Annotated in this window: 22 protein-coding genes and 1 pseudogene; 13 read left to right on the forward strand and 10 right to left on the reverse strand. The window is 66.7% G+C overall.

Annotation, left to right across the window (positions count from 1 at the left end; all coding sequences use genetic code 11):
• Complete coding sequence (locus tag ACWFRF_RS17805) at positions 1–588, reverse strand: TetR/AcrR family transcriptional regulator (RefSeq protein WP_452451020.1); 588 nt, start codon at positions 586–588, stop codon at positions 1–3.
• 60 nt (positions 589–648) lie between these two features.
• Between ACWFRF_RS17805 and ACWFRF_RS17810 the strand changes: the two genes are divergently transcribed.
• Entirely contained in the window at positions 649–2,370 is a 1,722-nt protein-coding gene (locus ACWFRF_RS17810; RefSeq protein ID WP_452451022.1) for an N-acyl-D-amino-acid deacylase family protein, read from the forward strand.
• Between the two features lie 105 nt (positions 2,371–2,475).
• Here ACWFRF_RS17810 and ACWFRF_RS17815 read toward each other — a convergent pair whose 3' ends face one another.
• Positions 2,476–2,955 (reverse strand): MarR family winged helix-turn-helix transcriptional regulator, encoded by a 480-nt coding sequence (locus tag ACWFRF_RS17815; protein ID WP_449962505.1) that lies wholly within the window; start codon positions 2,953–2,955, stop codon positions 2,476–2,478.
• A 102-nt stretch (positions 2,956–3,057) separates the two neighbouring features.
• On the opposite strand from ACWFRF_RS17815, the gene ACWFRF_RS17820 reads away from it, so the two are divergent.
• Positions 3,058–4,140, forward strand: a complete 1,083-nt coding sequence (locus ACWFRF_RS17820; protein ID WP_452451023.1) for an epoxide hydrolase family protein — start codon at positions 3,058–3,060, stop codon at positions 4,138–4,140.
• Positions 4,141–4,229: 89 nt separating this feature from the next.
• Here ACWFRF_RS17820 and ACWFRF_RS17825 read toward each other — a convergent pair whose 3' ends face one another.
• Both ACWFRF_RS17825 and ACWFRF_RS17830 read right to left on the reverse strand, forming a co-directional pair.
• Complete coding sequence (locus tag ACWFRF_RS17825; protein ID WP_452451025.1) at positions 4,230–4,391, reverse strand: hypothetical protein; 162 nt, start codon at positions 4,389–4,391, stop codon at positions 4,230–4,232.
• A complete protein-coding gene (locus tag ACWFRF_RS17830) occupies positions 4,388–5,284 on the reverse strand; it encodes a sterol desaturase family protein (RefSeq protein WP_452451027.1) in 897 nt (298 codons plus the stop codon). Before ACWFRF_RS17830 ends, ACWFRF_RS17825 begins: the two co-directional genes overlap by 4 nt.
• Positions 5,285–5,551: 267 nt before the next feature.
• On the opposite strand from ACWFRF_RS17830, the gene ACWFRF_RS17835 reads away from it, so the two are divergent.
• Positions 5,552–6,070, forward strand: a complete 519-nt coding sequence (locus ACWFRF_RS17835; RefSeq protein WP_452451028.1) for a pyridoxamine 5'-phosphate oxidase family protein — start codon at positions 5,552–5,554, stop codon at positions 6,068–6,070.
• Positions 6,071–6,185: 115 nt separating this feature from the next.
• The gene (locus ACWFRF_RS17840; RefSeq protein ID WP_452451029.1) at positions 6,186–6,830 is read left to right on the forward strand and encodes a DUF4097 family beta strand repeat-containing protein; all 645 of its coding nucleotides are present in this window, start codon (positions 6,186–6,188) and stop codon (positions 6,828–6,830) included.
• A 91-nt stretch (positions 6,831–6,921) separates the two neighbouring features.
• Here the strand turns inward: ACWFRF_RS17840 and ACWFRF_RS17845 are convergent, their stop codons facing one another.
• Positions 6,922–7,542: a TetR/AcrR family transcriptional regulator gene (locus tag ACWFRF_RS17845; RefSeq protein WP_452451031.1), complete on the reverse strand. Its 621-nt coding sequence runs from the start codon at positions 7,540–7,542 to the stop codon at positions 6,922–6,924.
• Positions 7,543–7,718: 176 nt separating this feature from the next.
• On the opposite strand from ACWFRF_RS17845, the gene ACWFRF_RS17850 reads away from it, so the two are divergent.
• Both ACWFRF_RS17850 and ACWFRF_RS17855 read left to right on the forward strand, forming a co-directional pair.
• Positions 7,719–8,327 carry a CatB-related O-acetyltransferase gene (locus tag ACWFRF_RS17850; protein WP_452451348.1) on the forward strand — a complete coding sequence of 203 codons (609 nt, stop codon included), beginning with the start codon at positions 7,719–7,721 and terminating at the stop codon, positions 8,325–8,327.
• 5 nt (positions 8,328–8,332) lie between these two features.
• Positions 8,333–9,502: a macrolide family glycosyltransferase gene (locus tag ACWFRF_RS17855; RefSeq protein ID WP_452451033.1), complete on the forward strand. Its 1,170-nt coding sequence runs from the start codon at positions 8,333–8,335 to the stop codon at positions 9,500–9,502.
• Between the two features lies 1 nt (position 9,503).
• Here ACWFRF_RS17855 and ACWFRF_RS17860 read toward each other — a convergent pair whose 3' ends face one another.
• On the reverse strand, positions 9,504–10,238 hold the full coding sequence (locus tag ACWFRF_RS17860; protein ID WP_452451035.1) for a ferritin-like domain-containing protein: 735 nt from the start codon (positions 10,236–10,238) through the stop codon (positions 9,504–9,506).
• Between the two features lie 186 nt (positions 10,239–10,424).
• Complete coding sequence (locus ACWFRF_RS17865) at positions 10,425–10,706, reverse strand: hypothetical protein (RefSeq protein WP_378991678.1); 282 nt, start codon at positions 10,704–10,706, stop codon at positions 10,425–10,427.
• A 375-nt stretch (positions 10,707–11,081) separates the two neighbouring features.
• Here ACWFRF_RS17865 and ACWFRF_RS17870 point away from each other — a divergent pair, with 375 nt between their 5' ends.
• Together ACWFRF_RS17870 and ACWFRF_RS17875 are read left to right on the forward strand one after the other, a co-directional pair.
• A complete protein-coding gene (locus ACWFRF_RS17870; RefSeq protein ID WP_452451036.1) occupies positions 11,082–12,533 on the forward strand; it encodes an amidase in 1,452 nt (483 codons plus the stop codon).
• A 121-nt stretch (positions 12,534–12,654) separates the two neighbouring features.
• Complete coding sequence (locus ACWFRF_RS17875; protein WP_449962480.1) at positions 12,655–12,999, forward strand: DUF1330 domain-containing protein; 345 nt, start codon at positions 12,655–12,657, stop codon at positions 12,997–12,999.
• A 73-nt stretch (positions 13,000–13,072) separates the two neighbouring features.
• On the opposite strand, the pseudogene ACWFRF_RS17880 reads toward ACWFRF_RS17875, so the two are convergent.
• Positions 13,073–13,599: pseudogene (locus ACWFRF_RS17880) on the reverse strand (MarR family winged helix-turn-helix transcriptional regulator).
• Positions 13,600–13,676: 77 nt separating this feature from the next.
• Here ACWFRF_RS17880 and ACWFRF_RS17885 point away from each other — a divergent pair.
• Positions 13,677–15,134, forward strand: coding sequence for an FUSC family protein (locus ACWFRF_RS17885; RefSeq protein ID WP_452451350.1), 1,458 nt, complete (start codon positions 13,677–13,679; stop codon positions 15,132–15,134).
• Between the two features lie 96 nt (positions 15,135–15,230).
• On the opposite strand, the gene ACWFRF_RS17890 is transcribed toward ACWFRF_RS17885, so the two are convergent.
• Positions 15,231–15,437 carry a hypothetical protein gene (locus ACWFRF_RS17890; RefSeq protein WP_452451038.1) on the reverse strand — a complete coding sequence of 69 codons (207 nt, stop codon included), beginning with the start codon at positions 15,435–15,437 and terminating at the stop codon, positions 15,231–15,233.
• 771 nt (positions 15,438–16,208) lie between these two features.
• Here ACWFRF_RS17890 and ACWFRF_RS17895 point away from each other — a divergent pair.
• Both ACWFRF_RS17895 and ACWFRF_RS17900 read left to right on the forward strand, forming a co-directional pair.
• Positions 16,209–17,198 (forward strand): hypothetical protein, encoded by a 990-nt coding sequence (locus ACWFRF_RS17895; RefSeq protein ID WP_452451039.1) that lies wholly within the window; start codon positions 16,209–16,211, stop codon positions 17,196–17,198.
• A 10-nt stretch (positions 17,199–17,208) separates the two neighbouring features.
• Positions 17,209–17,394 carry a hypothetical protein gene (locus tag ACWFRF_RS17900; RefSeq protein WP_378991687.1) on the forward strand — a complete coding sequence of 62 codons (186 nt, stop codon included), beginning with the start codon at positions 17,209–17,211 and terminating at the stop codon, positions 17,392–17,394.
• A 4-nt stretch (positions 17,395–17,398) separates the two neighbouring features.
• Here the strand turns inward: ACWFRF_RS17900 and ACWFRF_RS17905 are convergent, their stop codons facing one another.
• Positions 17,399–19,111 (reverse strand): glycoside hydrolase domain-containing protein, encoded by a 1,713-nt coding sequence (locus ACWFRF_RS17905; RefSeq protein ID WP_452451041.1) that lies wholly within the window; start codon positions 19,109–19,111, stop codon positions 17,399–17,401.
• A 233-nt stretch (positions 19,112–19,344) separates the two neighbouring features.
• Here ACWFRF_RS17905 and ACWFRF_RS17910 point away from each other — a divergent pair, with 233 nt between their 5' ends.
• Together ACWFRF_RS17910 and ACWFRF_RS17915 are read left to right on the forward strand one after the other, a co-directional pair.
• Positions 19,345–20,100, forward strand: a complete 756-nt coding sequence (locus ACWFRF_RS17910) for a prolipoprotein diacylglyceryl transferase (RefSeq protein WP_379312098.1) — start codon at positions 19,345–19,347, stop codon at positions 20,098–20,100.
• Positions 20,097–20,495 (forward strand): hypothetical protein, encoded by a 399-nt coding sequence (locus ACWFRF_RS17915; protein WP_378991691.1) that lies wholly within the window; start codon positions 20,097–20,099, stop codon positions 20,493–20,495. Before ACWFRF_RS17910 ends, ACWFRF_RS17915 begins: the two co-directional genes overlap by 4 nt.

The raw sequence follows: 20,495 nt of genomic DNA on the forward strand, positions 1-20,495 counted from the left end.
TCATCGCTGTGCTGTGACGGCTTGCAGGACGGTGCCGAACAGGTCTGCGGGCACGACACCGGGTTCGGTGAATTCCTCTATCGAGAGCCCGCTGTTGAGTGCCAGCACCAGGACGGCGGTCGTGGCGGGGTCGATCTCGGTTCCGAGATCCAAGCGCTCGACCGCCTCCGCGATCGCGGCGCGGACGATACGACGGTGCTGTACGAATCTCTCGCGGACCGACTCGTCTCGGAGCGCGCGCAGCCAGTATTCGGTGAACAGCAGCTGCCAGTCTCGGTTGTCGAGCATGCCCTGCATCAGCAGATCGCCGATCGCTGTGATCGTGGGGCGAGTGGCTGCGGCGTCGGCCAGCGCGGTGACCGCCTCGATCCGTCGACTGATCTGCTGGTCGAGCAGCGCGAAGAACAAGTCGTCTTTGGAGCCGAAGTTGGAGTAGACGGCGCCCTTGGTGAATCCGGCGACGTCGGCGATCGCGTCGATCGTGGTGCCGACGAACCCTTTGCCTGCGAACTCGGACAGGGCCGCGGCCAGGACTCGTTCCCGTACTTCGGCGCGAGGAGTGCGGATTCGGGGGTTGACTGTGGTCACCACGCTGACGATACTCGCGAGTATCGAAATTTCAATACTCGCCAGTATCGAGGGGTTCTGATGTCGCATTATTCGCTCGTCATCCGCAACGGCACCGTGTTCGACGGTGCGGGGTCGGCACCCGTTCGCACTGATATCGGCGTGCGTGAAGGCAAGATCGTCGCGCTCGGGATCATCGAGCCGGCGACTGCCGAGCGCGAGATCGACGCCACCGGCAAATGGGTGATCCCCGGCATGCTCGATGTACACACCCACTACGACGCCGAGGTCCTGGGATCGCCGGGCCTGGGTGAGAGCGTGCGGCACGGAGTCACCTCGGTCGTGCTCGGCAATTGTTCGCTCTCGACTGTCTATGCCGACGCCGACGACTGCGCCGACCTGTTCGCCCGCGTCGAGGCATTGCCTTGGGACGCAGTGCATTCCGCGGTCAAGGAGCACAAGACCTGGACCGATCCCCAGTCCTACGTCGATGCCATCAACGCACTACCGCTCGGTTGCAATATCGCCGGATTTCTCGGGCACTCCGACATCCGTGCCGCGGTCATGGGTTTGGATCGCGCGACCTCGTCGGGTGTCGTCCCCACCGACGCCGAGCTGGCACGGATGAAAGCCATGCTGACCGCCGCCCTCGATGCCGGATTCGTCGGTCTTTCCACGATCCGCAGCTCGTTCTCCAAGCTGGAGGGGACCCGCTGGCCGGCACGGTTGCTGCCCTCGACCTATGCCAGTTGGCGCGAATTCGGTGCGCTCAACGCGCTGCTGCGCGCGCGTGGCCGGATCCATCAGAGCACACCCAATCTCGCCAAACGCTCGGAGATGGCGCGCTACTTCGCCCAGAGCATGGGCCGAAAGCGCAAGCCGCTCAAGACCACCATCATCAGTGCCGCCGACGTCAAGGCCGACCGGACCGTGGTACGCATGGCGATCGCCGCGGCGAAGATCGTCAACACACTCGGCGGTGACGGGTTCCGCTGGCAGCACCTACCGGTCCCGTTCGAGGTCTATGCCGACGGTATCGACGTGGTCGTGTTCGAGGAATTCGGTTCCGGTGCAGCGGCGTTGAACATTCGTGAGGTCATCGCCCGCGGCGAACTGCTGGACGATGAAACCTTCCGAGAGTGCTTCCGCGAGGAGATGACGGCGAGCGGCTTCAAGGTATGGCATCGCGACCTGCACGACGCCGAGATCGTGGCCTGCCCGGACGCCTCGGTGGTGGGAAAGTCGTTCGGTTCGGTCGCCGTCGAGCGGGGCGTCTCCCCGGTCGACGCGCTGCTGGATCTGGCGGTGGCCTACGGTACGGACCTGCGCTGGCGCACCACCATCGCCAATGACCGCGACGATGTGCTCGATCGACTCCAGCAATCGGCCCAAGTGCAGGTCGGGTTCGCTGATTCCGGCGCCCACCTGCGCAATATGGCCTTCTACAACTTCGGGGTCCGGATGCTCGAGCGGGTACACACCCGCAAATTCATGCCCCTCGAGGCCGCGGTGCATCGCCTCACCGGCGAGTTGGCCGATTGGTACGGGCTCGACGCCGGACACCTGACCCTCGGGTCGCGCGCCGATATCGCGATCATCGACCCTGCCGGCTTCGACGGTTCCAGTGCCGCCTACGCCGAATCGCCCATGCCCGGCCTCGACGGGGTCGACCGCATGGTCAACCGCAACGACCGCGCCGTCGCGGCCACGATCGTGGCCGGGCACGTGCTCTACGAATACGGTGTTTTCGCCGAAGGATTCGGCACCAGGGTGCACGCCGGGCAGTTCCTGCAAGCCAGGTAGTCGCTCAGCGCGGCCTGCTCGGCTGTCCGCACCGAACGAGGCGCAACCAGTGCTGTTGCTCGACCGCCACTGCGCGTGTGTCCATCATTGGTGTGCCGTGGTCATTCAGTGCGGCGGCTGGTCCGAGTTCCCGGTTTGTTGATCGTGGTGGTCCAGCAGCTTCGAGAGCAGCTCCGTCAGTTGGTCTCGCTCTGCGGGGGAGAGCGGGTCGAGGAGTTCTTCTTGGCTGTGGGCGAGTTGTTTTTCCAGGCGGCGGAGTTGGCGTTTTCCCGGGGTGGTGAGAGTGATGACGTTGCGACGGCGGTCGGTGGGGTCGGGGGTGCGGTCGACGAGGTCGAGTTCGGCGAGTTCGTTGATGGTGGCGACCATGTCGCTGACGTGGATGCCGCTGCGGCGACCGAGGGTGGCTTGGCTGGCTGGGCCGAATTCGTCGAGGGTGGCCAGGATCCGGTAGTGGTAGCCGCGGGCGTCGGCGGCCGCGAAACCATCGCTGACCAGGCGGTGGGCGTGGTTCGCTGTTTGGGTGAGTAACCAGGTGGGCAGGTTTTTCCACCTGGCTGGGGTCGGCTCGGGTGGGTGTTCCATGTGACAACTCTAACAAATCGTTTGTGTGACCAACGATCGCGATATCGTTGGTCACACAAACATTAGTCGCCCGAACGTTGGGTAGACGAAGGAGTTGAGAACATGATCGAGCGGTTCCGCGTCGACATCCCCCAGGCTGATATCGACGACCTCAACGACCGCCTCGCCCGCACCCGCTGGCCCAACGAGCTCGCCGATGCCGGCTGGGACTACGGCTTCCCGCTGGCGCGGCTGAAGGAACTCGCCGAATACTGGCGCACCGGCTACGACTGGCGAGCGCACGAGGCGAGACTCAACGAACTCGCGCACTTCACCACCGAAATCGACGGCCAGAACATCCATTTCGTCCATGTCCGCTCGCCGAAGCCGGACGCGCTCGCCCTGGTCCTCACCCACGGCTGGCCCGGCTCGTTCCTGGAATTCCTCGACGTGATCGAACCGCTGTCGCGCGACTTCCATCTGGTGATCCCGTCCATTCCGGGCTATGGGTTCTCCGGGCCGACCCACGAGCGCGGCTGGGACATCGTCCGGGTGGCGCGCGCGTGGGCCGAGTTGATGCGGCGGCTCGGCTACGAGCGTTACGGCGCGCAGGGTGGCGACTTCGGCTCGGGTATCTCCCAGTCGCTCGCAGCGGTGGCGCCGGACAACGTTGTCGGCGTCCATGTGAACTACCTGCCGACGCGGCCGAACCCGGATGTCGAACTCTCCGACGCCGACGAAGCGCGACTTGGCAAGATCAAACAGCTGATGGTGAACCGACCGCCCTACCAGGCGCTCCAGGCCGCCACCCCGCAGACCATCGGCTACGCGCTCACCGACTCGCCCGTCGGCCAACTCGCTTGGATCGCCGAACGTTTCGCGCAATGGACAGACCCACGCTCACCGATCAGCGACGACCGGATGCTCACCGACATCTCCCTGTACTGGCTCACCGCCACCGCGGCATCCTCGGCACGGCTACACCGCGAATCGGCGAGGGGGAGCGCGCCGTGCCCGGTGCCTCTGGGCGTCGCCGTCTTCGCCCATGACATCACCCAGTCGGTGCGCCCGCTGGCCGAGCAGCTCTACGACATCAGGCACTGGTCGGAATTCGACCGAGGCGGTCACTTCGCCGCGATGGAGGTTCCCGACCTGCTCGCCACCGATATCCGAGAGTTCTTCCTGAAAAGCATCAAGGAGGGCTGACCTCGCTCAGCGGCTGTCGCGCGGTGTGGGCCGCCAGAAGACACCGAGCAGCAGCGTCGCAGAGACGCCGCCGAGCACGACCGAGATCATCAGCGGCGCTGTGCCGTCCATCGCAATGCCGACCAGATGATCAACCGACCCGCCGTGCCGGTCAGCTTGCCGTCACCCCAGGCGTGATTGATGCCGTGAGCGAGGACGACGGTGCCGAGGGTGAGCCGGAGAACGAGGGCCGCGGCGTCGACGGGATTCATGCCGCCTGCTTCTTCGCGACACTCCCCACGGGTTTCCGCGTAGCCGGTTGCCACCCGGGCGGCGCGAAGACGTAGCCGAGCCGGTCACGCCACCGGCTCGCACGGCGAACGTCGCGGACGATGTTGGCGTACTCGTGGTACTGCAGGCGCAGCACGTTGTAGGTGCCGACCGGGGTGGTGAGACCGTAGGTGGGAGTGTGCAGTTCCGCCTGGAAGGTGCCGAACATGCGGTCCCAGATGATCAGGATGCCGCCGTAGTTGCGGTCCAGGTATTCAGGGTCGCTGCCGTGATGGACGCGATGGTGGGACGGGGTGTTGAACACGAATTCGAGCGGGCGCCACATCTTGTCGATCGTCTCGGTGTGGGTGAAGAACTGGTATATCAGGTTGAAGGCGAAGGCCACATAGATCGTCCACGGTGCGAAGCCCAGCAGGGGTAGCGGCGCCCAGAAGATCGCCTCCGACCAGGGGTTCCACTTCTGTCGCAGGGCGGTGCCGAGGTTGAAGTACTCACTCGAGTGATGTGCCTGATGTGCGGCCCAGCCGATGCGGACACGGTGGGAGAACCGGTGATTGCAGTACCAGGCGATATCGACGACCACCAGCAACAGCGGCCAGTACCACCAGGAGCCGGTGGGCAACTTCCACGGCGCCAGCTCGGCGTAGAGGATCACGAAAACGAACAGCGTCGCGAGCTTGAACAGTGCCATCGCGCCCATCGCACCGAAACCCATCGTGATGCTGGTGCGCGAGTCGATGGGCGAGTAGGCCCGCGGTGTGTCCTCGGCGTTCGCGTGGCGCAGACTCAGCGCTTCGATGGCGATGAAGACGAGAAAGAACGGAACTGCGTAGATCAAAGGGTTGTTGATGTGGTCCCAGAACACGGACAGCAAGCCGACTCCTCTTATTGACGTATGAGTAATTTACAAAATAGTAAATTCACTGTCAACGCCTGTCCAACGGCCGTCTCGCCGCCGCTGTCAGGAGCTGGACCTCGACCGACTCCCCGACGCGAAGACGTTGATGCACGCCCTCGCCGGGCAACGTCGATCTGCCTGTCGGACGGCGAAGATCGGGCGGAAACATGACACAAGATGTCAAGGTTGTGGTCGAGGATGGGAATCGTCCGTTGCCGCACCATCCACAGATAAGGGACCGCCTTGCGTGAAACTCCAGAAGATCTCGCAGCACTTCAGTCGCTTCTCGACGCCTCGCTCACCAGTGCCACATCACACTTGCGATCGATCATCGACGCCGAGAACACGCTGACCGCAGCGGAACTGACCCAGACCCTCACCGGCATGTGCACCCTCGCGCTGTCCACCGTGACGGCGAAGGGCGAACCTCGGATCAGCGCGGTAGACGGACATTTCCTGCACGGACAATGGCACTTCGGCACGGCGCGCACTGCCGCGAAGGCGCGCCACCTCGCGGCCAGGCCCGCTGCCAGCGTCGCACACTTGCGCGGTGAGAACTTGGGCGTGTTCACCCACGGCACGGTCGAGATCCTCAACCCGCTGGGCGGTGAGCCCGGCGCGGGCTGGCCGGAACTGCTGGCGTACTTCCAGGATTTCTACGGCGGCGACGCCTTCGACTGGGACAGCGAGGTGGTCTACTACCGCCTGCGTCCACATTGGATGACGGTCTACGCGCCCGATGTCGCGAGGCTCGCTCCCTGATCATCTGTGCACAGGCGGAAACTCGCGCTTGCGCTATACGTATACATCTACTTATAGTGAGAGCACGCAATGTACGTATACATCTACGTACAACCTTTGTAGCCTAGGAGTACAGATGCCTACTTTCCAGACGCCGCAGCCGGTCGCCGTCGCCGTCGATGTGCCCTGTGGTGACGTCACCGTGGTCGCCTCCGATCGCGCCGACACTGTGGTCGAGGTCCGCCCGGTTGATACCTCCAGCAAGGCTGATGTCCGTGCCGCCGAACAGCTTCGGGTCGAGTTCGTCGACGGCAAGCTCACGGTCGAGGCTCCGAAGAGGTGGAAGTCCTTCACCCCGTTCGGTGGCAACCCGTCGGTCTCGGTGACCGTCGAGGTGCCGATCGGCTCCGCTCTCGACGCGACCCTCGCGATGGGTCGACTGGTGAGCGTCGGCGAATTCGACCGGTGCGATCTCGAAGTGTCCGCCGGTGACATCGCGGTCGAACGCCCGAGCGGTTCGGTCAGCGCGAAGACCGCCAAGGGCAACATCCGCGTCGACGAGGCCGCGCGGGGGGTGCTGCGACTGGAGACGTCGATGGGCGATCTCGAGGTCGGCATCCGGCCGGGTAGCGCGGCGCGGCTGGAGGTCAACGCCCCGCACGGCAGTGTGCAGAACCGGATGGAACCCGTCGATCAGTCGAAGGTGAGCGGGGAGGCCGTTCAGGTTTTCGCGCGCAACCTCTACGGCAACGTCATCGTCGGCCACGGAACCCTCGTATAGGCCGAGGGTTTCGACACTGGTGTGCCCGAAGCCGTTCGCGTGCCACCTCGCCGTCCTCGCAGCGACCGCGTCCCCGATCGGTGGGAGTGGGTTATCGGGTGAATGCGCCCGCGTCTGCTGCGAGGGTGGCGCTGGTCGCCGCGAGGTCGGGCAGATGAGGACCGGGTGGGGTGCGTAACAGGACCAGGTGGTGGTAGATCGGTGCGGTCGCGGCGATCAGGAGGGCTCGTGCGTCGACCTCGGATGGCAGCTCGCCGCGACCGATCGCGCGCTCGACGATGATCTCGGACTGGGTGTAGCGGTCATCCCAGAGGCGACGCAGTGCTCGGGCGGCTTCCTCGGATCGGAACGAGGCGGCGATCAGCGCCATCGCGAGCGAGGGCTCCTCGGTGAACGAATCCTGGATCTCGTGGTTGAGTGCGGCGAGGTCACCGCGTAGGGAGCCGGTGTCGCGGGGGTGCCATTGCCGGCCGCCCGCCGCGTCGAAGAGGTCGGCGAGCAGGCCGCCGACGTCTTGCCAGCGGCGATACACCGTGGCGCGGTGGACGTTCGCGCGGGCCGCGACCGCGTCCATGCTGAGCGCGTCGTAGCCGTGTTCGGCCAGCTCGGCGGTGACGGCGTCGAGCACTTGGGTTCGGATGCGGGCGGTTCGGCCACCGGGACGCGAGCGTGCCGGGGAAGGGGGTTCGGAAGCATCCGATGCGGATCTCATTGTCGGCAATCCGATCGCTTGACGGGACAGTACTACCGTCGTAGCTTAGTGCGACAGTTGTCGTATTAGGAAGCCGTAGGTGTTCGGCCTCCACCGGATAGCCCACGCGCCGAAGGAGTTCCGCTGTGCAGCACGATCACTCGCCTGTTCCCGCCGACCCGACCGTGCTGCACCCCATGCCCGAGCAGCCGCGAGTCGTACTGTTGAAGCCGCTGATCACCTCACCGCTCATCGAAGTCGGCGAGTACTCCTACTACGACGATCCCGACGACCCGACCGCCTTCGAAACCCGCAACGTCCTCTACCACTACGGTCCGGAGAAACTGATCATCGGGAAGTTCTGCGCCCTGGGCACCGGAACGCGGTTCATCATGAACGGGGCCAACCACCGCATGGACGGCCCGTCGACTTTCCCGTTTCCCACCATGGGCGGTTCCTGGTCGGACCACTTCGACCTGCTCACCGGCCTGCCGGGGCGAGGCGACACCGTTGTGGGCAACGACGTCTGGTTCGGCAACGGCGCGACGGTGATGCCCGGCGTGCGGATCGGCCACGGCGCCATCATCAGCACCGGCTCCGTCGTCACCGGCGACGTCCCCGACTACGGCATCGTCGGCGGAAATCCCGCCCGCCTCATCCGCACCCGCTTCGGCGACCGCGACATCGCCCGCCTGCTGGCAGTCGCGTGGTGGGACTGGCCCGCCGAGCACATCACCGCACACGTGCCGACGATCATGTCCGGCAGCATCGACGACCTCGAAGCCGCCGCCGAATCCTCGAAGTGAGCGAAATGCCTTCTCGTCCAGCCCATATCGCGATGATCGGCATCCCCATCGTCAGCCATGTCCTGCCGAGCCTGGAAGTGATCCGTGAGCTGGTGGCTCGGGGCCATCGCGTCACCTACGCCAACGACCCGGCCGTCGCGGACCTGATCACCGAAGCCGGCGCCGAGCTGATCGCGTGCACCTCGCTGCCGGTGGCCGACAACACCTGGCCCGAAGACCCTGTCGCGGTGATGAACCTGTTCCTCGACAATGCCCAGCTCGCGCTGCCTCAGCTACGCGCGGCCTACGACCACGACCCCGCAGATCTCTATCTCTACGACATCGGCGCCTACGCCGGCCGCGCCCTCGCCGAAACCCAACACCGCCGCATGATCCAGCTCTCGCCCACTTTCGTAGCGTGGAAGGGCTACGACCACGAAGTCGCGGCACCGTTGCGGCAGCTGCCGGGCGCCGACTCCTACCAGGCGAGATTCGCACGCTGGCTCGCCGACTGCGGTGCCGCGACCACCGATGTCGACGACTTCTCCGGCGTGCCCGACCAGGCGCTGGCGCTGATTCCCCGAGCGATGCAACCGCACGCCGACCGAGTCGATTCCGGCACAGTGACTTTCGTCGGCCCCTGCTTCGACACCCGCCCGTCAGCGGGCTGGGACCGCCCCGCCCACGCCGAGAAGGTCCTGCTGATCTCCCTGGGCTCGGCATACACCCGCCGGCCCGAGTTCTACCGCCAGTGCCTCCAAGCCTTCGGCGACCTCCCCGGCTGGCACGTCGTTCTGCAGATCGGCAAACACACCGACCCGAGCGAGCTCGGCGACATCGCCGCCAATGTCGAAGTGCACTCCTGGGTTCCCCAGCGGGCGATCCTGGAACGCGCGGACGCCTTCGTCACCCACGCCGGCATGGGCGGCTGCGGCGAGGGACTGCTGGCGGGTGTCCCGATGATCGCCGTGCCCCAGGGCGCCGAGCAGTTCATGAACGCGGACCGGCTCGTGGAACTGGGGGTTGCGCGCCGCATCGACACCGCGGACGCCACCGCCGCGAACCTCCGCAAGGCTCTGCACGACATGGTCACAGATCCGGACGTCGCTCGCCGCTGCGCTCGGCTGCGCGCCGACGCACACGCCGAAGGCGGGACGGTGCGCGCGACCGACCTCATCGAAAAGCTGCTGGGCTGAATCAGGTCCAGACGTAGCGTTGCGGATCCATGCGTCGCCATGCTCGGTTCATCGTGGTGTAGGCGGCCCGGCGGTAGTGCGTCCATGTGTAGCCGCCGGCGCGCAGCGCGCGGTGGTGACCGACCCACACCAGGAGCATCACTGCGAGGAACAGGACACGGTGGGCGAGCATGGTGCAGCGGTAGCGGGTGCGGGAGCGGGTGTGCAGCAGCACCGCGAGTCGCTCACATTGCAACCGCACATGGGGCACTTCGTCGGCGAGGATCTGGGCGCAGACCGCACGCAGGACCGGTGAGCCGGTAGCCCGACGGATCGCGTTGTAATAGACCATCGCCAGAACTTCGACCATGACCACGGGGGTGGTCCAGACCTCGATGTCGGTGATGCTGTACCGAAGTCTGCGAAAGAGTGTGTCGCCCCAATCAGCGTGTCGCCGTGGGATGCCCGCATCGTCCAAGATCCGGCCCAGCAGCGCGCCGTGGCGTTGCTCCTCACGGATGAACAGGTCGATGACATCGCGATACGCGGGATCGTCGGTGGCAGTGGCAAATCGGTCAGCGGACGCCGCCAGATGCTGTCCATCCGATGTCTCGCCGAGCTGCCAGGCCTGCAGCGACCGGCGAAGGGGTGCCATCTCGGCGGGAGATGCCCCGACCCCGTTCGATTGCCACGGAATCTCACGCTGCCGGAGCGCATTCTGCTGGAAGTAGGCGAGCCATTCCTCGGTGGAACGCACTCTTCGCCCACCTGCCCCGTGACCGATCGCTGATGTCGCGCTTTTCGATTCCCGCACAGCTTCCCCCTCTGCTCGCCTCCAGTCGTACCCGAAGCGGGAGTCGGCCGCCAGCGGACCCTGTACGAGACCGACGCCGAGTCACCAGCAGGACAGCTTCCCGGTGACTCGGCGTCGGTGTTCGTCTGGCTACTTCCAGGACGGCAAGCAGCCGGCCGCACGCAGGCGGGAGGCGAAGCCGGTGTCGACGCTGCTGCTCGATCCGGTGGCCGAGCCCGTCGTAGCTCCGGTGAACGCGGCGGCGAGTTCACCACCGAGCCCGGCACCGATGGAGCACCCGAGCAGATTGAGGTCGATGGTGATGATCTCGTTGGGCTCCGCGGGGTTGTCGACGGCATTGGCCGGCCCGGCGAGGCAGGCGATGGTGGCGGCGACGGCTACCGCGACGGCACCGGCTGTGACAGAACGCATTTTTCTCCTGGCAGTTGATTCGGCGAGATTCCGGTGCCGATCAGTCGGCGGACGACCGTCGGCACCGCGGCAGCGCGGTCCATCCGTTGAGGGCGGGGCGACTGCCCTGAACGAACTACCCAGGACACCCACTGTCGAAAACCTCGATCGTCGAGATGCGCAGTGAGACATCCCTCGCGTTGTGCGCAGCGGTATTTCGTGGCCGACGTGCGCCTGTGCCCTGTGGCGTCGGTGCTGTGAACTGGGATGATTCTCTGTGGTCGGCACAACCTGGACGCGAATTCCTCAGTGCGGGTGAACCGTTGGCCATATCTGGCGGACAGGGGCGTGCGCAGCGAGAGCGAGAGCCCACGACAGCTCGGTACGGTCGGATTCATGGAGTGGAGCTTTCAATCGGCCGAACAACTCGTCTCCGCGCTGCGGGCGGGTGCGGTGTCATCGGTGGAATTGACCGAGGAGGCAATCGGCCGTATCGAGCGTGACGACACGGCGATCAATGCGATCTGTGTGCGTGATTTCGACCGTGCGAGGCAGGCCGCACACCGTGCCGACCAGGCACGCGCCCGCGGTGCCGACAGCGCACTGCTCGGAATTCCGGTGACGGTCAAAGAGTCCTACAACATCGCCGGGCTTCCCACGACCTGGGGCATGCCGCAATTCGCGAACTACTCTCCGCCCGCGGACGCGGTGCAGGTGTCGCGGCTCGCCGCTGCGGGCGCGGTGGTGCTCGGCAAGACCAATGTGCCGCTGGGACTGCAGGACGTGCAGAGCTTCAACGAGATCTACGGCACCACCAACAACCCGTGGGATCACGCTCGCACCCCTGGTGGATCCTCCGGTGGGTCCGCGGCGGCACTGGCGTCCGGATTCGGTGCGCTGTCCATCGGGTCCGACATCGGCGGTTCGCTGCGCACCCCCGCGCATTTCTGCGGCATCTACGCACACAAGCCGACACTCGGGCTGGCAGCGACCCGCGGCATGGTCGCACCGCCCGCGACGGCATTGCCGACCGATCTCGACCTCGCGGTCGTCGGTCCGATGGCGCGTACGGCTCGCGACCTCACCCTGCTCCTCGACGTCATGGCGGGACCGGACCCGCTGACGAACGGTGTGGCATACGACCTGGCACTACCACCTTCGCGCCACGAGCGACTCGCAGACTTCCGTGTCCTGATCCTCGACGAGCATCCGCTCATCCCGACCGGATCCGCGGTGCGCGCAGGTGTGAACCGGGTGGCCGACGCGCTGGTCGACAGTGGCGCCCGCGTGCAACGGCACAGTTCACTGCTGCCTGATCTCACCGAAGCCGCGACGGTCTACATGCAGTTGCTGTTCGCCGGCGCGGGCGCGCGTTTTCCCGTCGACGCCTACGAGCAACTGCGGACCCGAGTCGCACAGCTGAGCGTCGACGATCGTAGTCTCGTCGCGGTGCGCCAACGCGCGCTGGTGTTCAGCCACCGCGACTGGCTCGAAGCGAACAACAGTCGCGAACTCCACCGCGCCGGCTGGCGGCGACTGTTCACCGAATTCGATGCCGTCGTGTGCCCGATCACGCCCACGCCCGCGTTCGCCCACGATCACGACCCCGACCTGCTGGGCCGCCGGCTCGACATCGACGGTGCGGATCACCCGTATCTCGACCAGCTTGTCTGGGCCGGTGTTGCCACGATGCCCGGCTTGCCCGCCACCGCCATCCCGGCGGGACGCTCACCCGAGGGCCTACCGGTCGGGGTGCAGCTGATCGGCCCGCAGTTCGAGGACCGCACCCCACTGCGGCTTGCCGAACTGCTCGAACAGAAGATCGGCGGCTTCCAGGCGCCGCAGTAGAGCCGTGGCGGCTGTCTCCTCAGTACCTATAGACGACAGATTCCGGATCGCTGTCGGCCACCTAACTTGGTGACGACAACGCGATTTCGAGCATCGAGCCGCAACGGAGCCGAGGAGAATCATGACCGCCTACGCCATCGCCAGATTGCAGGACGCCCCGCTGCACGCGGACATCGCCGACTACATCGAGCGCATTCCCGCCACCTTCGAGCCTTACGGAGGCCGCTTTCTCGTGCACGTGACACCGCACGAAGTGAAGGAAGGCAGCTGGAGCGGGGGCATCGTGATGATCGGCTTCCCGGGGATCGACCAGGCGCGCGCCTGGTGGGACTCACCGGCGTACCAGGAGATCGCGCCGTTGCGCTCGCGGCACATCGAGGGCGACATCATCCTGGTCGGCGGGGTCGCCGAGGACTACGATCCCGCCACCACCGCCGAGGCCATGCGTGCCGCGCTGAGCGGCTGAGGTCCGAGCAGTCCCGGTGTGATCACCCTCCGACGCGGTGCGCAGCTGTGACGGCCAAGGCGGCCGGGAAGGCTCAGGATCCGGGGGCCGGCCAGGCGGCCGCGTCGGTGTTGCGCGATACCCGGCGGAGCAGGGTCGCGAGCGTTTGCCGCTCCTGCTCATCGAGTCCCTCCAGCAGCCGATGGTCGCGTGCTACGCGGCTGGGCAGTTCGGTGTCGACGAGATCGCGCCCGGCCGCGGTCAGCTGCAGCAGCACCACCCGGCCGTCGCGCTCGAACGGCAGCCGTTCGACCAGTCCGATCTTGGTCAGCCGGTCGGCGTGCTTGGTGGTCGAAGCGCCGCTGGTCATGGTCCTCGCGGTCACTTCGCTGGCGCGCAGTGGGCGGCCGGCGCGGGCCAGGGCGCACAGGATGTCGAATTCGCCGCGGTTGACGCCCCTCGGCGCGAGTGCCCGGTCGAGCTGGTGCAGCGCCAGCGAACTGATCCGGTTGATCCGCCCGATCACCTCGATCGTGGAGGTGTCCACCTCGGGATAGGTCTCGGCCCATTCGGCTCGAACGCCGTCGACGAAGTCGGGGGAGGTGTCGGCCATGTACTCATCCTAGCGATCGGTCTCACACTATTTCATATATACTTTACTAGTAAAATACATTTAGGATGGCAGCGTGCCTGCCGCGATGTCCGACCTACACAACCCGCCCACCGCCACCCGGCTGCGGCACTCCCGTGGCGCGTTGGCGCACTCGGTCTCCGCGTCCACCTGGCGGCGCGCGTTCGAGGTTCGGCCTGCCGACGCGACCGTGGCGGCCTCGTTGCGCGTCGGCGTTGCCGCAGCGCTGGTCTTCGTCGGCTGTGGTCTGTTCGATTTGCGGCAGTACGTCGGCTTCGCGGTACTCGGCGCGCTGGCCTCCGCTTTCGCCCGGCACGAGCCGATGGTTCGGGTCGCTGCCAAGGTGACGCTCGTCGGTGTGCTGGTTGTCGCTTTCGTCGCAGGAGGTGGGCTGCTCGCCCTCGCGCACGTGCCGATGTGGGCCGAGGTCGCGTTGATGTCGGTCGGTGCCGCGGTTGCGGCGATGTCGGTATCGGCATTCCGGATCACCGGTCCCGGCCCGGTGATCCTCGTCTTCGCGGCCACCGCGGCGATCGGATATGTCAGCGCCCCCGGCGATGTCGTCCGCGTGTGCTCGGCCGCGGCGATCGGCGCCGCGGTGGGACTGCTCGCGCAGACGGTGCCACTGCTGGTGCTGCCCCTGGGGCCCGCCCGGCTGGCCGTCGCCCGGGCGCTCTCGACTGTCGCCGCGCTCGATCGCGGTGGGTCCGTCGAACCGGCCCGCGTCGCGATCGCGCACGCGCGGGAGAAGGTGGCGCTCAGCGGTGTTCGGGGCGGGGATGCCAGACACCACCGTGACCTGATCACCTTGCTCGACGAGGCGGAGGCCGCGGTCGACGACTGGACAGCGGGGGACCGAACGCGACTGCTCGACGTGGTCGGGCACGAGGCAGAACTGCGCAAGATCAAGCGGCGCAGCATCATTTTCGACCGTGGCGCCGAAGTCGGGGCGTCCGCGCTGCCGCGTCCCGAGGGGTTCCTGGCGACGGGCCTGTCCGGACTGCGCTCACGCGCGGTCCTCGGCAACGCGGCGCGCATCGCGCTCGCCTCGGCCTGCGCGGGGTGGTTCGCGGCGGCCGCCGGGCTCACCCATCCGCTGTGGGCGTCGATGGGTGCGATGGCCGCGATGCAGGGTGTCTCGTACGCGATGACCGTGCAGCGTGGAATCCAGCGACTGCTCGGCAATGTCGGCGGCGCGGTCATCGGGGCGCTGCTGATCGCGGCGGGCCTGGGGTACTGGGCGACCGCAGTGGTGATCGTGGTCTTCCAGGTGAGCGCCGAAGTGATGGCCGCACGCAGCTACGCGCTCACCTCACTGGCGGTCACGCCGATGGCGTTGCTGATGGTCGGCCTCGGGGTGCACCTCTCGCCCGAGATCGGCGTCAGCCGGATCGTGGACACCCTGATCGGCGTCACGGTCGGCGTGGTCATCGCGGCCGTGACGATCAGCCGCTCGGATCTGCAGCATCTCCCTACCTGCTCGGCCATCGACACGAGGCAAGGCGCCACACGCGTTCGTCCCTGAGATCGGGGTGGCGAGCACAGCACGGGCGACTGTCTGAGCGCGCCGTGCGGCAACGTGGGATCGGAGTTGAGCAGCGCTGCCAGACACCGACTCCGATCAACCAACCGCTCGATGGTGATCATCCCGCGTCGCCGCGATGTAGGCGCCACCGAGCATCCAGACACAGCCGAATAGCTGCAGCTGCGTGGGGTTTTCATCGAGGAAGAGCGCCGCCGACCCCAGCGCGCCGACCTGGACCAGCATGAGGACGGCGGCATTCACTGTGCTGCTCGGCCCGTCAGCGGCGAACAGTACCCCGGCCATCGCCGCGACCATGACCGGCCGCCGGGACAGTGGACCGTCCCGACGACGTTCCCTGCGCGAGCAGTCACAGTGCGGGCACGGCCAGCGCATATCGAAAGAAGGTGGCAGTCACGGGGGAGACCGCTGCCAGTGCGATGAACACGCCCGAGGTGGCGATCCCGAACGAACCACCACCATCAACAGGCGCGGTCGTCTCCCGCCCAGGGGCGTCCGAAGCTTCGAAACCGTGTGCTGCCTTGGGCCGCGGACCATCGGGTGACGCTATGTCGACTGGCAAGGGTGAGCATCTGATTTTCCGGGGCGCGGGTTTCGTGCAGCCGCTGAATCGGCCGTGAGCTCACAGTGAATCGGTCATTGGTACGCCCGTACAGGCGAGCACAGTTTTTCATGAGTTCCGTAGCTATTACGTTGCGTTGTCTGCGACCAAACGTAAACGTAAATCATTCAAGGTCATTCGGAACCATCTCAGATCCTGACCACCGATAATGTTCACTTATCGGAGGTCAGGCTGGGCATCGTCGGATCTGACTCGCGAAGGGGCGACACGGATTTCGTTTCGTGTAATACGTAACGTATTGACGAAACCAACGCTACGATTCACCCGTGTCGAGCGTATGCAACTATCCGGGCTGTGCCCGTCCCATTACCCGCGCCGGTGGGCCGGGTCGTCCCTCCGAGTACTGCGATCACCCCGACCACACGCGGTGGCGGGCGTGGCGGGAAAGGCAACGGCAGCAACAGGAGTCCGAGAGTGCGGCCCCTACCGTCACTGTGACGGCTCAGGGGCCGGTGACGGTGGCGCGTCTGCGGGCCGATGAGCTGCTCGGGCAATTCCGGGGACTGGCCGAGCAGCTGGGGACCACGCTGAACGCAGCGGTCGCCGAGCTGCAGACAATCGGGGATCCGTCGGTGGCCGAGGCGCAGGTCCAGGCGGTCCAAGCCGACGCGGCTCGCCGGATCGCCGAGGCGGAGATGGCGACAGTGGCGGCCGAACAAGCGCGGCGCGAGGCCGAAGAGGCACGCGCACTGGCGGAATCGGTGGCCGAAGAGGCGGTGGCGGCCGCGGAACACGCCGAACAGGCGGTGGGGGAAGCGCTCGCGGCCAGGGACGAAGTCGTGGCCTCGGTCGACGCGCTCACCCGACAAGCGTCCGAAGATGTGTTCGCCGCGCGCAGCGACGCCGAGGCGCAAGTGCGTGCGGCACACCAACAAGCAGCCGACGACATCGACGCGGCGCGACAAGAAGCCGACGACACCGTGGCCCGTGCCCAACAGCGCGCCGACACCGAGATCGCGCACCAGCGCCGCGACGCCGAGGCCCGGATCGCCGCCGCGAACGCCGAACGGGACCTGGCGATCCAGCGGGCCGCCGACGCCGACCGTGCCACCGAACGCGCCGAACAAGCCACCGCCGAACGCGTGGAGGCCGCCGCCGAAGCACGCGAGGAGTGGCGCCGGGCCCGCACCGAACTCGACACCGCGCGCGGTGAACTCGACCGCACCCGTACCGAACTCGCCGAGCTGCGCCGTACCACCACCGCCGAAACCCAGCAACGCCGCGACGAAGCGGCAGCCGCACTCGAGCAGGTGCGCACCGAAGCCGCCGAACGGTGGGCCGCGCTCGACGACGCCCGCAAACAAACGCTGGCCCGTGCCGAACGCGCCGAAGCGCAGCTCGACGAACTCCTCGCCACCACCCGCACCCCGCTACCGCAAACACGAGCGGGGGTATCGGGGGCGGCGAGCAGTGACCTGGACTAGCGTCACGCACATGACCGAGCAGCCCGGCCCTCTCGAATCGACGCGTGAGTTCGCCGCCATCGACATCGACGACATGCTGAACGCCGACGAAACCTACACCGGACCGACCTCACGGACGCGACTGATCGCGATCCTGGTGGTGGTGGCACTGCTACTGGGCGCCGGTGCCACCACCCTCGCGATCCTGCTGGCCTGACCTCTCACGCGGGCCGGGGCAGCGGAGTGTCGGGTTCGCCGGAATTGCGCAGCGCGACGATCTGTTCGGGCACCCAGTAGATCCGGCCGAACTCGAATGCCTGGTAGGCCCCGTCGTCGTGGGCGGTCTCGTCGGAGGCCGGCCAGCCGAGCTCGCCGTTCTCGTACCCGGCCGCCGCCCACCGCGCGCCGATCGCACCGTGCACCCAGTACGCGGGTTGGCCGGCGCGCCGGTAGACCATGCCGCCCTGAAACGCTTGCGCCAGCCCGGGGCCGGACCCGCGCGGATCGGGCAGTTCGGTGTGCTCGGCCGTCGGATAACCCAAGGGGCCTGTCTCCCACTCCAACTCCGCGTACTTGTCCATGACCGCGGTGGGGACGGCGTGGGCATCGGTGCTCGGATGCCAGTACACGTAGCCGTGCTCGAATTCGGCGAAACGTCCCACCCCGTCCGGTGTGCTGAGTTCGCCGTCGGTGCGCCGCGCGCCCAACCACGGGGACGCGGCGGCACGGACATCGATCGCGTTCGGTCCGGTCCCGTCGGCGAACGAGGCGACGTGGGCGGCGAACACATCCCACGGGAAGTTCGGGCCCACATCGGTATGCGAGCCGATGCCCAGTGCCCTCGTGACGTACTGATGGTCGGAGATCCCGTCGCCGACGTGGTAATCCGGCTCGATCACCTCGGTCGAGTACCCGTGCCGGTGCGCGCTGCGGACAGCGAGGAACGCCGCGATCCGCAGGTCGCCGTCGATGGCCAGCCACTGTTGCCGCGACCACGCGATCCGGCTGCCCGCGAAGCACAGATTCACCGTGAAAGGGTTCGCCGAGAGTACCGACCAGGACGCGAGCTCCTCGGGCACCACGCGCACCACCACCGCGTCGCGCAGTGTGTAGTGGTAGGACACCCCGTTGGCGGGGTTGTTGAGGTAGGCGGCAAGGGATTCGGCGGTGCCGTTGCCCTCTTGGGTGTGCAACAGGAAATTGGTGATGCGAGCCCCTTCGCGCGGGGAGTGGGAGGGTCCGAGCCGGTCGATCTCCGTGAACTGAGGTATCGATACCGAACGGTCGAGCGCCCACTGCCCGAAGTCGGGGGCGAGGATGTCGTTGACGTCGACGCGGGTGCCGTCGATGATCGGTCCGGGGTTGCTCGGGGTGTCGATGACCCGCTGGTAGAGCACCGCGCGTGGTTCCCGTTCGGTACCCGACCAGGCCCGCGTCTGCCATGCCCAGCTGAATTCCCCGCGTGCGCCGACCACCCCGTCCTCGATCGCCCACGCACACACTCGCGAATGCCCGTAGATCCCGGTCCAGGCGGTCCCCAGTACCGAGTTCACGCCCCGGAAGAACTCCACGGCCGTGCTGTTCCACTGCGACAGCGAGATGTCCTCGTCGACGGCGAAGAAGATCGGCGCGTGTTCAGGCGCGCCTACGCTCAGGTGGGTGGCCAGCGCCTGTTCGGCCATCCGGCGACCGCCCTCGAAACCGGTAGTCCAGTCGGAGGGGGTCGCGTCGCCGGGTTTGCCGTACTGCCAGATGGAGACGATGTCGAGCCCGGCAGCGGTGAGTGCGCGAGCGTAGTCGGCGGTGATCGGTTTGGCGCCGAAGTTCGCACCCGGCCTGCTCGGTGAGATGTAGGCGAGAACCGCCGAATGGCCCGCCGCGACGATCGCCCGCGGTTCGATGAGCCTGGCCGCGAAATCGACAGCTGTAGACATGATTGACCCCCTGTATGGCTGCGTATCCGATGGAATTCCGAGATGGTGGAACTATCGCGATGATTGACGCTGGTACCCGAGGAGCGGCACCGGGGGGTGAGGATCTCACCGTGCATCATTCTAAACGAAACACTCACTCCTGCACCGGCGTTCACCAACGAACAGGGTAGTACCCGAATTCGGGAGTAGTTTCACTCACGCGTGCCCGCCCGTGGGCCCGCTAACCTTTCGCCATGGTGGCGCAGCTGATGTGGGGGATCCCGACGCACGGGTTCTTCGTCGCGCTCGGTGTCGCCGTGGCCGCGGTGGTGTTCGTGGCCGAGTGCAGGCGCCGCGACGCGCTGCGCGAAGAGTCCCTGGTCGCGGTCACCGGGGCACTGGTCGGTGGGGCGATCGGCATGCGGTTGTCGAGTCTGGTCGAGACCCTCGATCCGTACGAGAGCTGGATGTTCGGTGCGCGCAGCGTGCTCGGCGGATTGTTCGGCGCGTATGTGGGCGTGTTGATCGCGAAAAAGATCATCGGATATCGGGAACGGACCGGTGACCTGTTCGCTCCCGCGGTGGCGCTGGGCATGGCGGTGGGGCGCGTCGGCTGCTTGCTCACCGAGGCACCGGGACGGCCGACGAACCTGCCATGGGCGATCCACGCACCCGCGACGGTGCCGCAGTGCCCGGGATGCGTGGCCGGTGTCGCGATGCATCCGAGCTTTCTCTACGAAATCGTGTTCCAGTTGGCCGCTTTCGGCGCACTGTGGTGGTTGCGAGACCGGATCAGCACGCCGGGTGAGCTGTTCACCCTCTACGTCGGGGCGTATGCGATCTTCCGGTTCCTGGTCGAGTTCACCCGCGCCAACGACACGGTATGGCTGGATCTGACGCGCCCGCAATGGTTCCTGGTGCCGGGACTGGTCCTGGTGGCGGTGCGCTGGAGCATCGGCTACCGGCGCGGGAACTACGACGGTGTACTTCGACGAAAGGTCGTGGCATGAACTTTCCTCCTGGCCCACCACCGAACATGCCGCCCCCACCGCCGCAGCAAGGCGGGAAACCGCCGGGCCAGGGCGGTCAGGTCGCGGCGATGGCGTTGGCGGGGGCGATGGCGTTCATCGTGGCGAACGCGATGGCGGGATTCTTCGTGTTCATGGTCGTCGCCTCCCTCGATGACGACGCCGCGACCAAAGCGCTGTTCGGGCTGACCGCGGTGGTCAGCGCGGCAGCGGCATTCGGGGGTGGCTGGCTGTTGATCCGGCGCAAACGGCCCGCGCCCAAAGGGTTCGGGATGGGGCTGATGATCGGGTGGTCGCTGGTCACGGTGTGCACGGCGGGTTTGTGCACGGCCATCAACCCGGAGCTGTACACGGGCATGTTCGGGATGGCGCGATGA

The organism is Nocardia sp. NPDC055165 (genome assembly GCF_053606985.1).

What these genes read in the sequence shown, in the direction of transcription:
- ACWFRF_RS17825 (WP_452451025.1), bottom strand. Translation starts at nt 4,391, where the DNA reads ATGAATCCCGTCGACGCCGCGGCCCTCGTTCTCCGGCTCACCCTCGGC.
- ACWFRF_RS17865 (WP_378991678.1), bottom strand. Translation starts at nt 10,706, where the DNA reads ATGCGTTCTGTCACAGCCGGTGCCGTCGCGGTAGCCGTCGCCGCCACC.
- ACWFRF_RS17905 (WP_452451041.1), bottom strand. Translation starts at nt 19,111, where the DNA reads ATGTCTACAGCTGTCGATTTCGCGGCCAGGCTCATCGAACCGCGGGCG.
- ACWFRF_RS17885 (WP_452451350.1), top strand. Translation starts at nt 13,677, where the DNA reads ATGTCCGACCTACACAACCCGCCCACCGCCACCCGGCTGCGGCACTCC.
- ACWFRF_RS17810 (WP_452451022.1), top strand. Translation starts at nt 649, where the DNA reads ATGTCGCATTATTCGCTCGTCATCCGCAACGGCACCGTGTTCGACGGT.
- ACWFRF_RS17890 (WP_452451038.1), bottom strand. Translation starts at nt 15,437, where the DNA reads ATGGCCGGGGTACTGTTCGCCGCTGACGGGCCGAGCAGCACAGTGAAT.
- ACWFRF_RS17820 (WP_452451023.1), top strand. Translation starts at nt 3,058, where the DNA reads ATGATCGAGCGGTTCCGCGTCGACATCCCCCAGGCTGATATCGACGAC.
- ACWFRF_RS17910 (WP_379312098.1), top strand. Translation starts at nt 19,345, where the DNA reads ATGGTGGCGCAGCTGATGTGGGGGATCCCGACGCACGGGTTCTTCGTC.
- ACWFRF_RS17875 (WP_449962480.1), top strand. Translation starts at nt 12,655, where the DNA reads ATGACCGCCTACGCCATCGCCAGATTGCAGGACGCCCCGCTGCACGCG.
- ACWFRF_RS17900 (WP_378991687.1), top strand. Translation starts at nt 17,209, where the DNA reads ATGACCGAGCAGCCCGGCCCTCTCGAATCGACGCGTGAGTTCGCCGCC.
- ACWFRF_RS17870 (WP_452451036.1), top strand. Translation starts at nt 11,082, where the DNA reads ATGGAGTGGAGCTTTCAATCGGCCGAACAACTCGTCTCCGCGCTGCGG.
- ACWFRF_RS17915 (WP_378991691.1), top strand. Translation starts at nt 20,097, where the DNA reads ATGAACTTTCCTCCTGGCCCACCACCGAACATGCCGCCCCCACCGCCG.
- ACWFRF_RS17845 (WP_452451031.1), bottom strand. Translation starts at nt 7,542, where the DNA reads ATGAGATCCGCATCGGATGCTTCCGAACCCCCTTCCCCGGCACGCTCG.
- ACWFRF_RS17855 (WP_452451033.1), top strand. Translation starts at nt 8,333, where the DNA reads ATGCCTTCTCGTCCAGCCCATATCGCGATGATCGGCATCCCCATCGTC.
- ACWFRF_RS17850 (WP_452451348.1), top strand. Translation starts at nt 7,719, where the DNA reads ATGCCCGAGCAGCCGCGAGTCGTACTGTTGAAGCCGCTGATCACCTCA.
- ACWFRF_RS17840 (WP_452451029.1), top strand. Translation starts at nt 6,186, where the DNA reads ATGCCTACTTTCCAGACGCCGCAGCCGGTCGCCGTCGCCGTCGATGTG.
- ACWFRF_RS17815 (WP_449962505.1), bottom strand. Translation starts at nt 2,955, where the DNA reads ATGGAACACCCACCCGAGCCGACCCCAGCCAGGTGGAAAAACCTGCCC.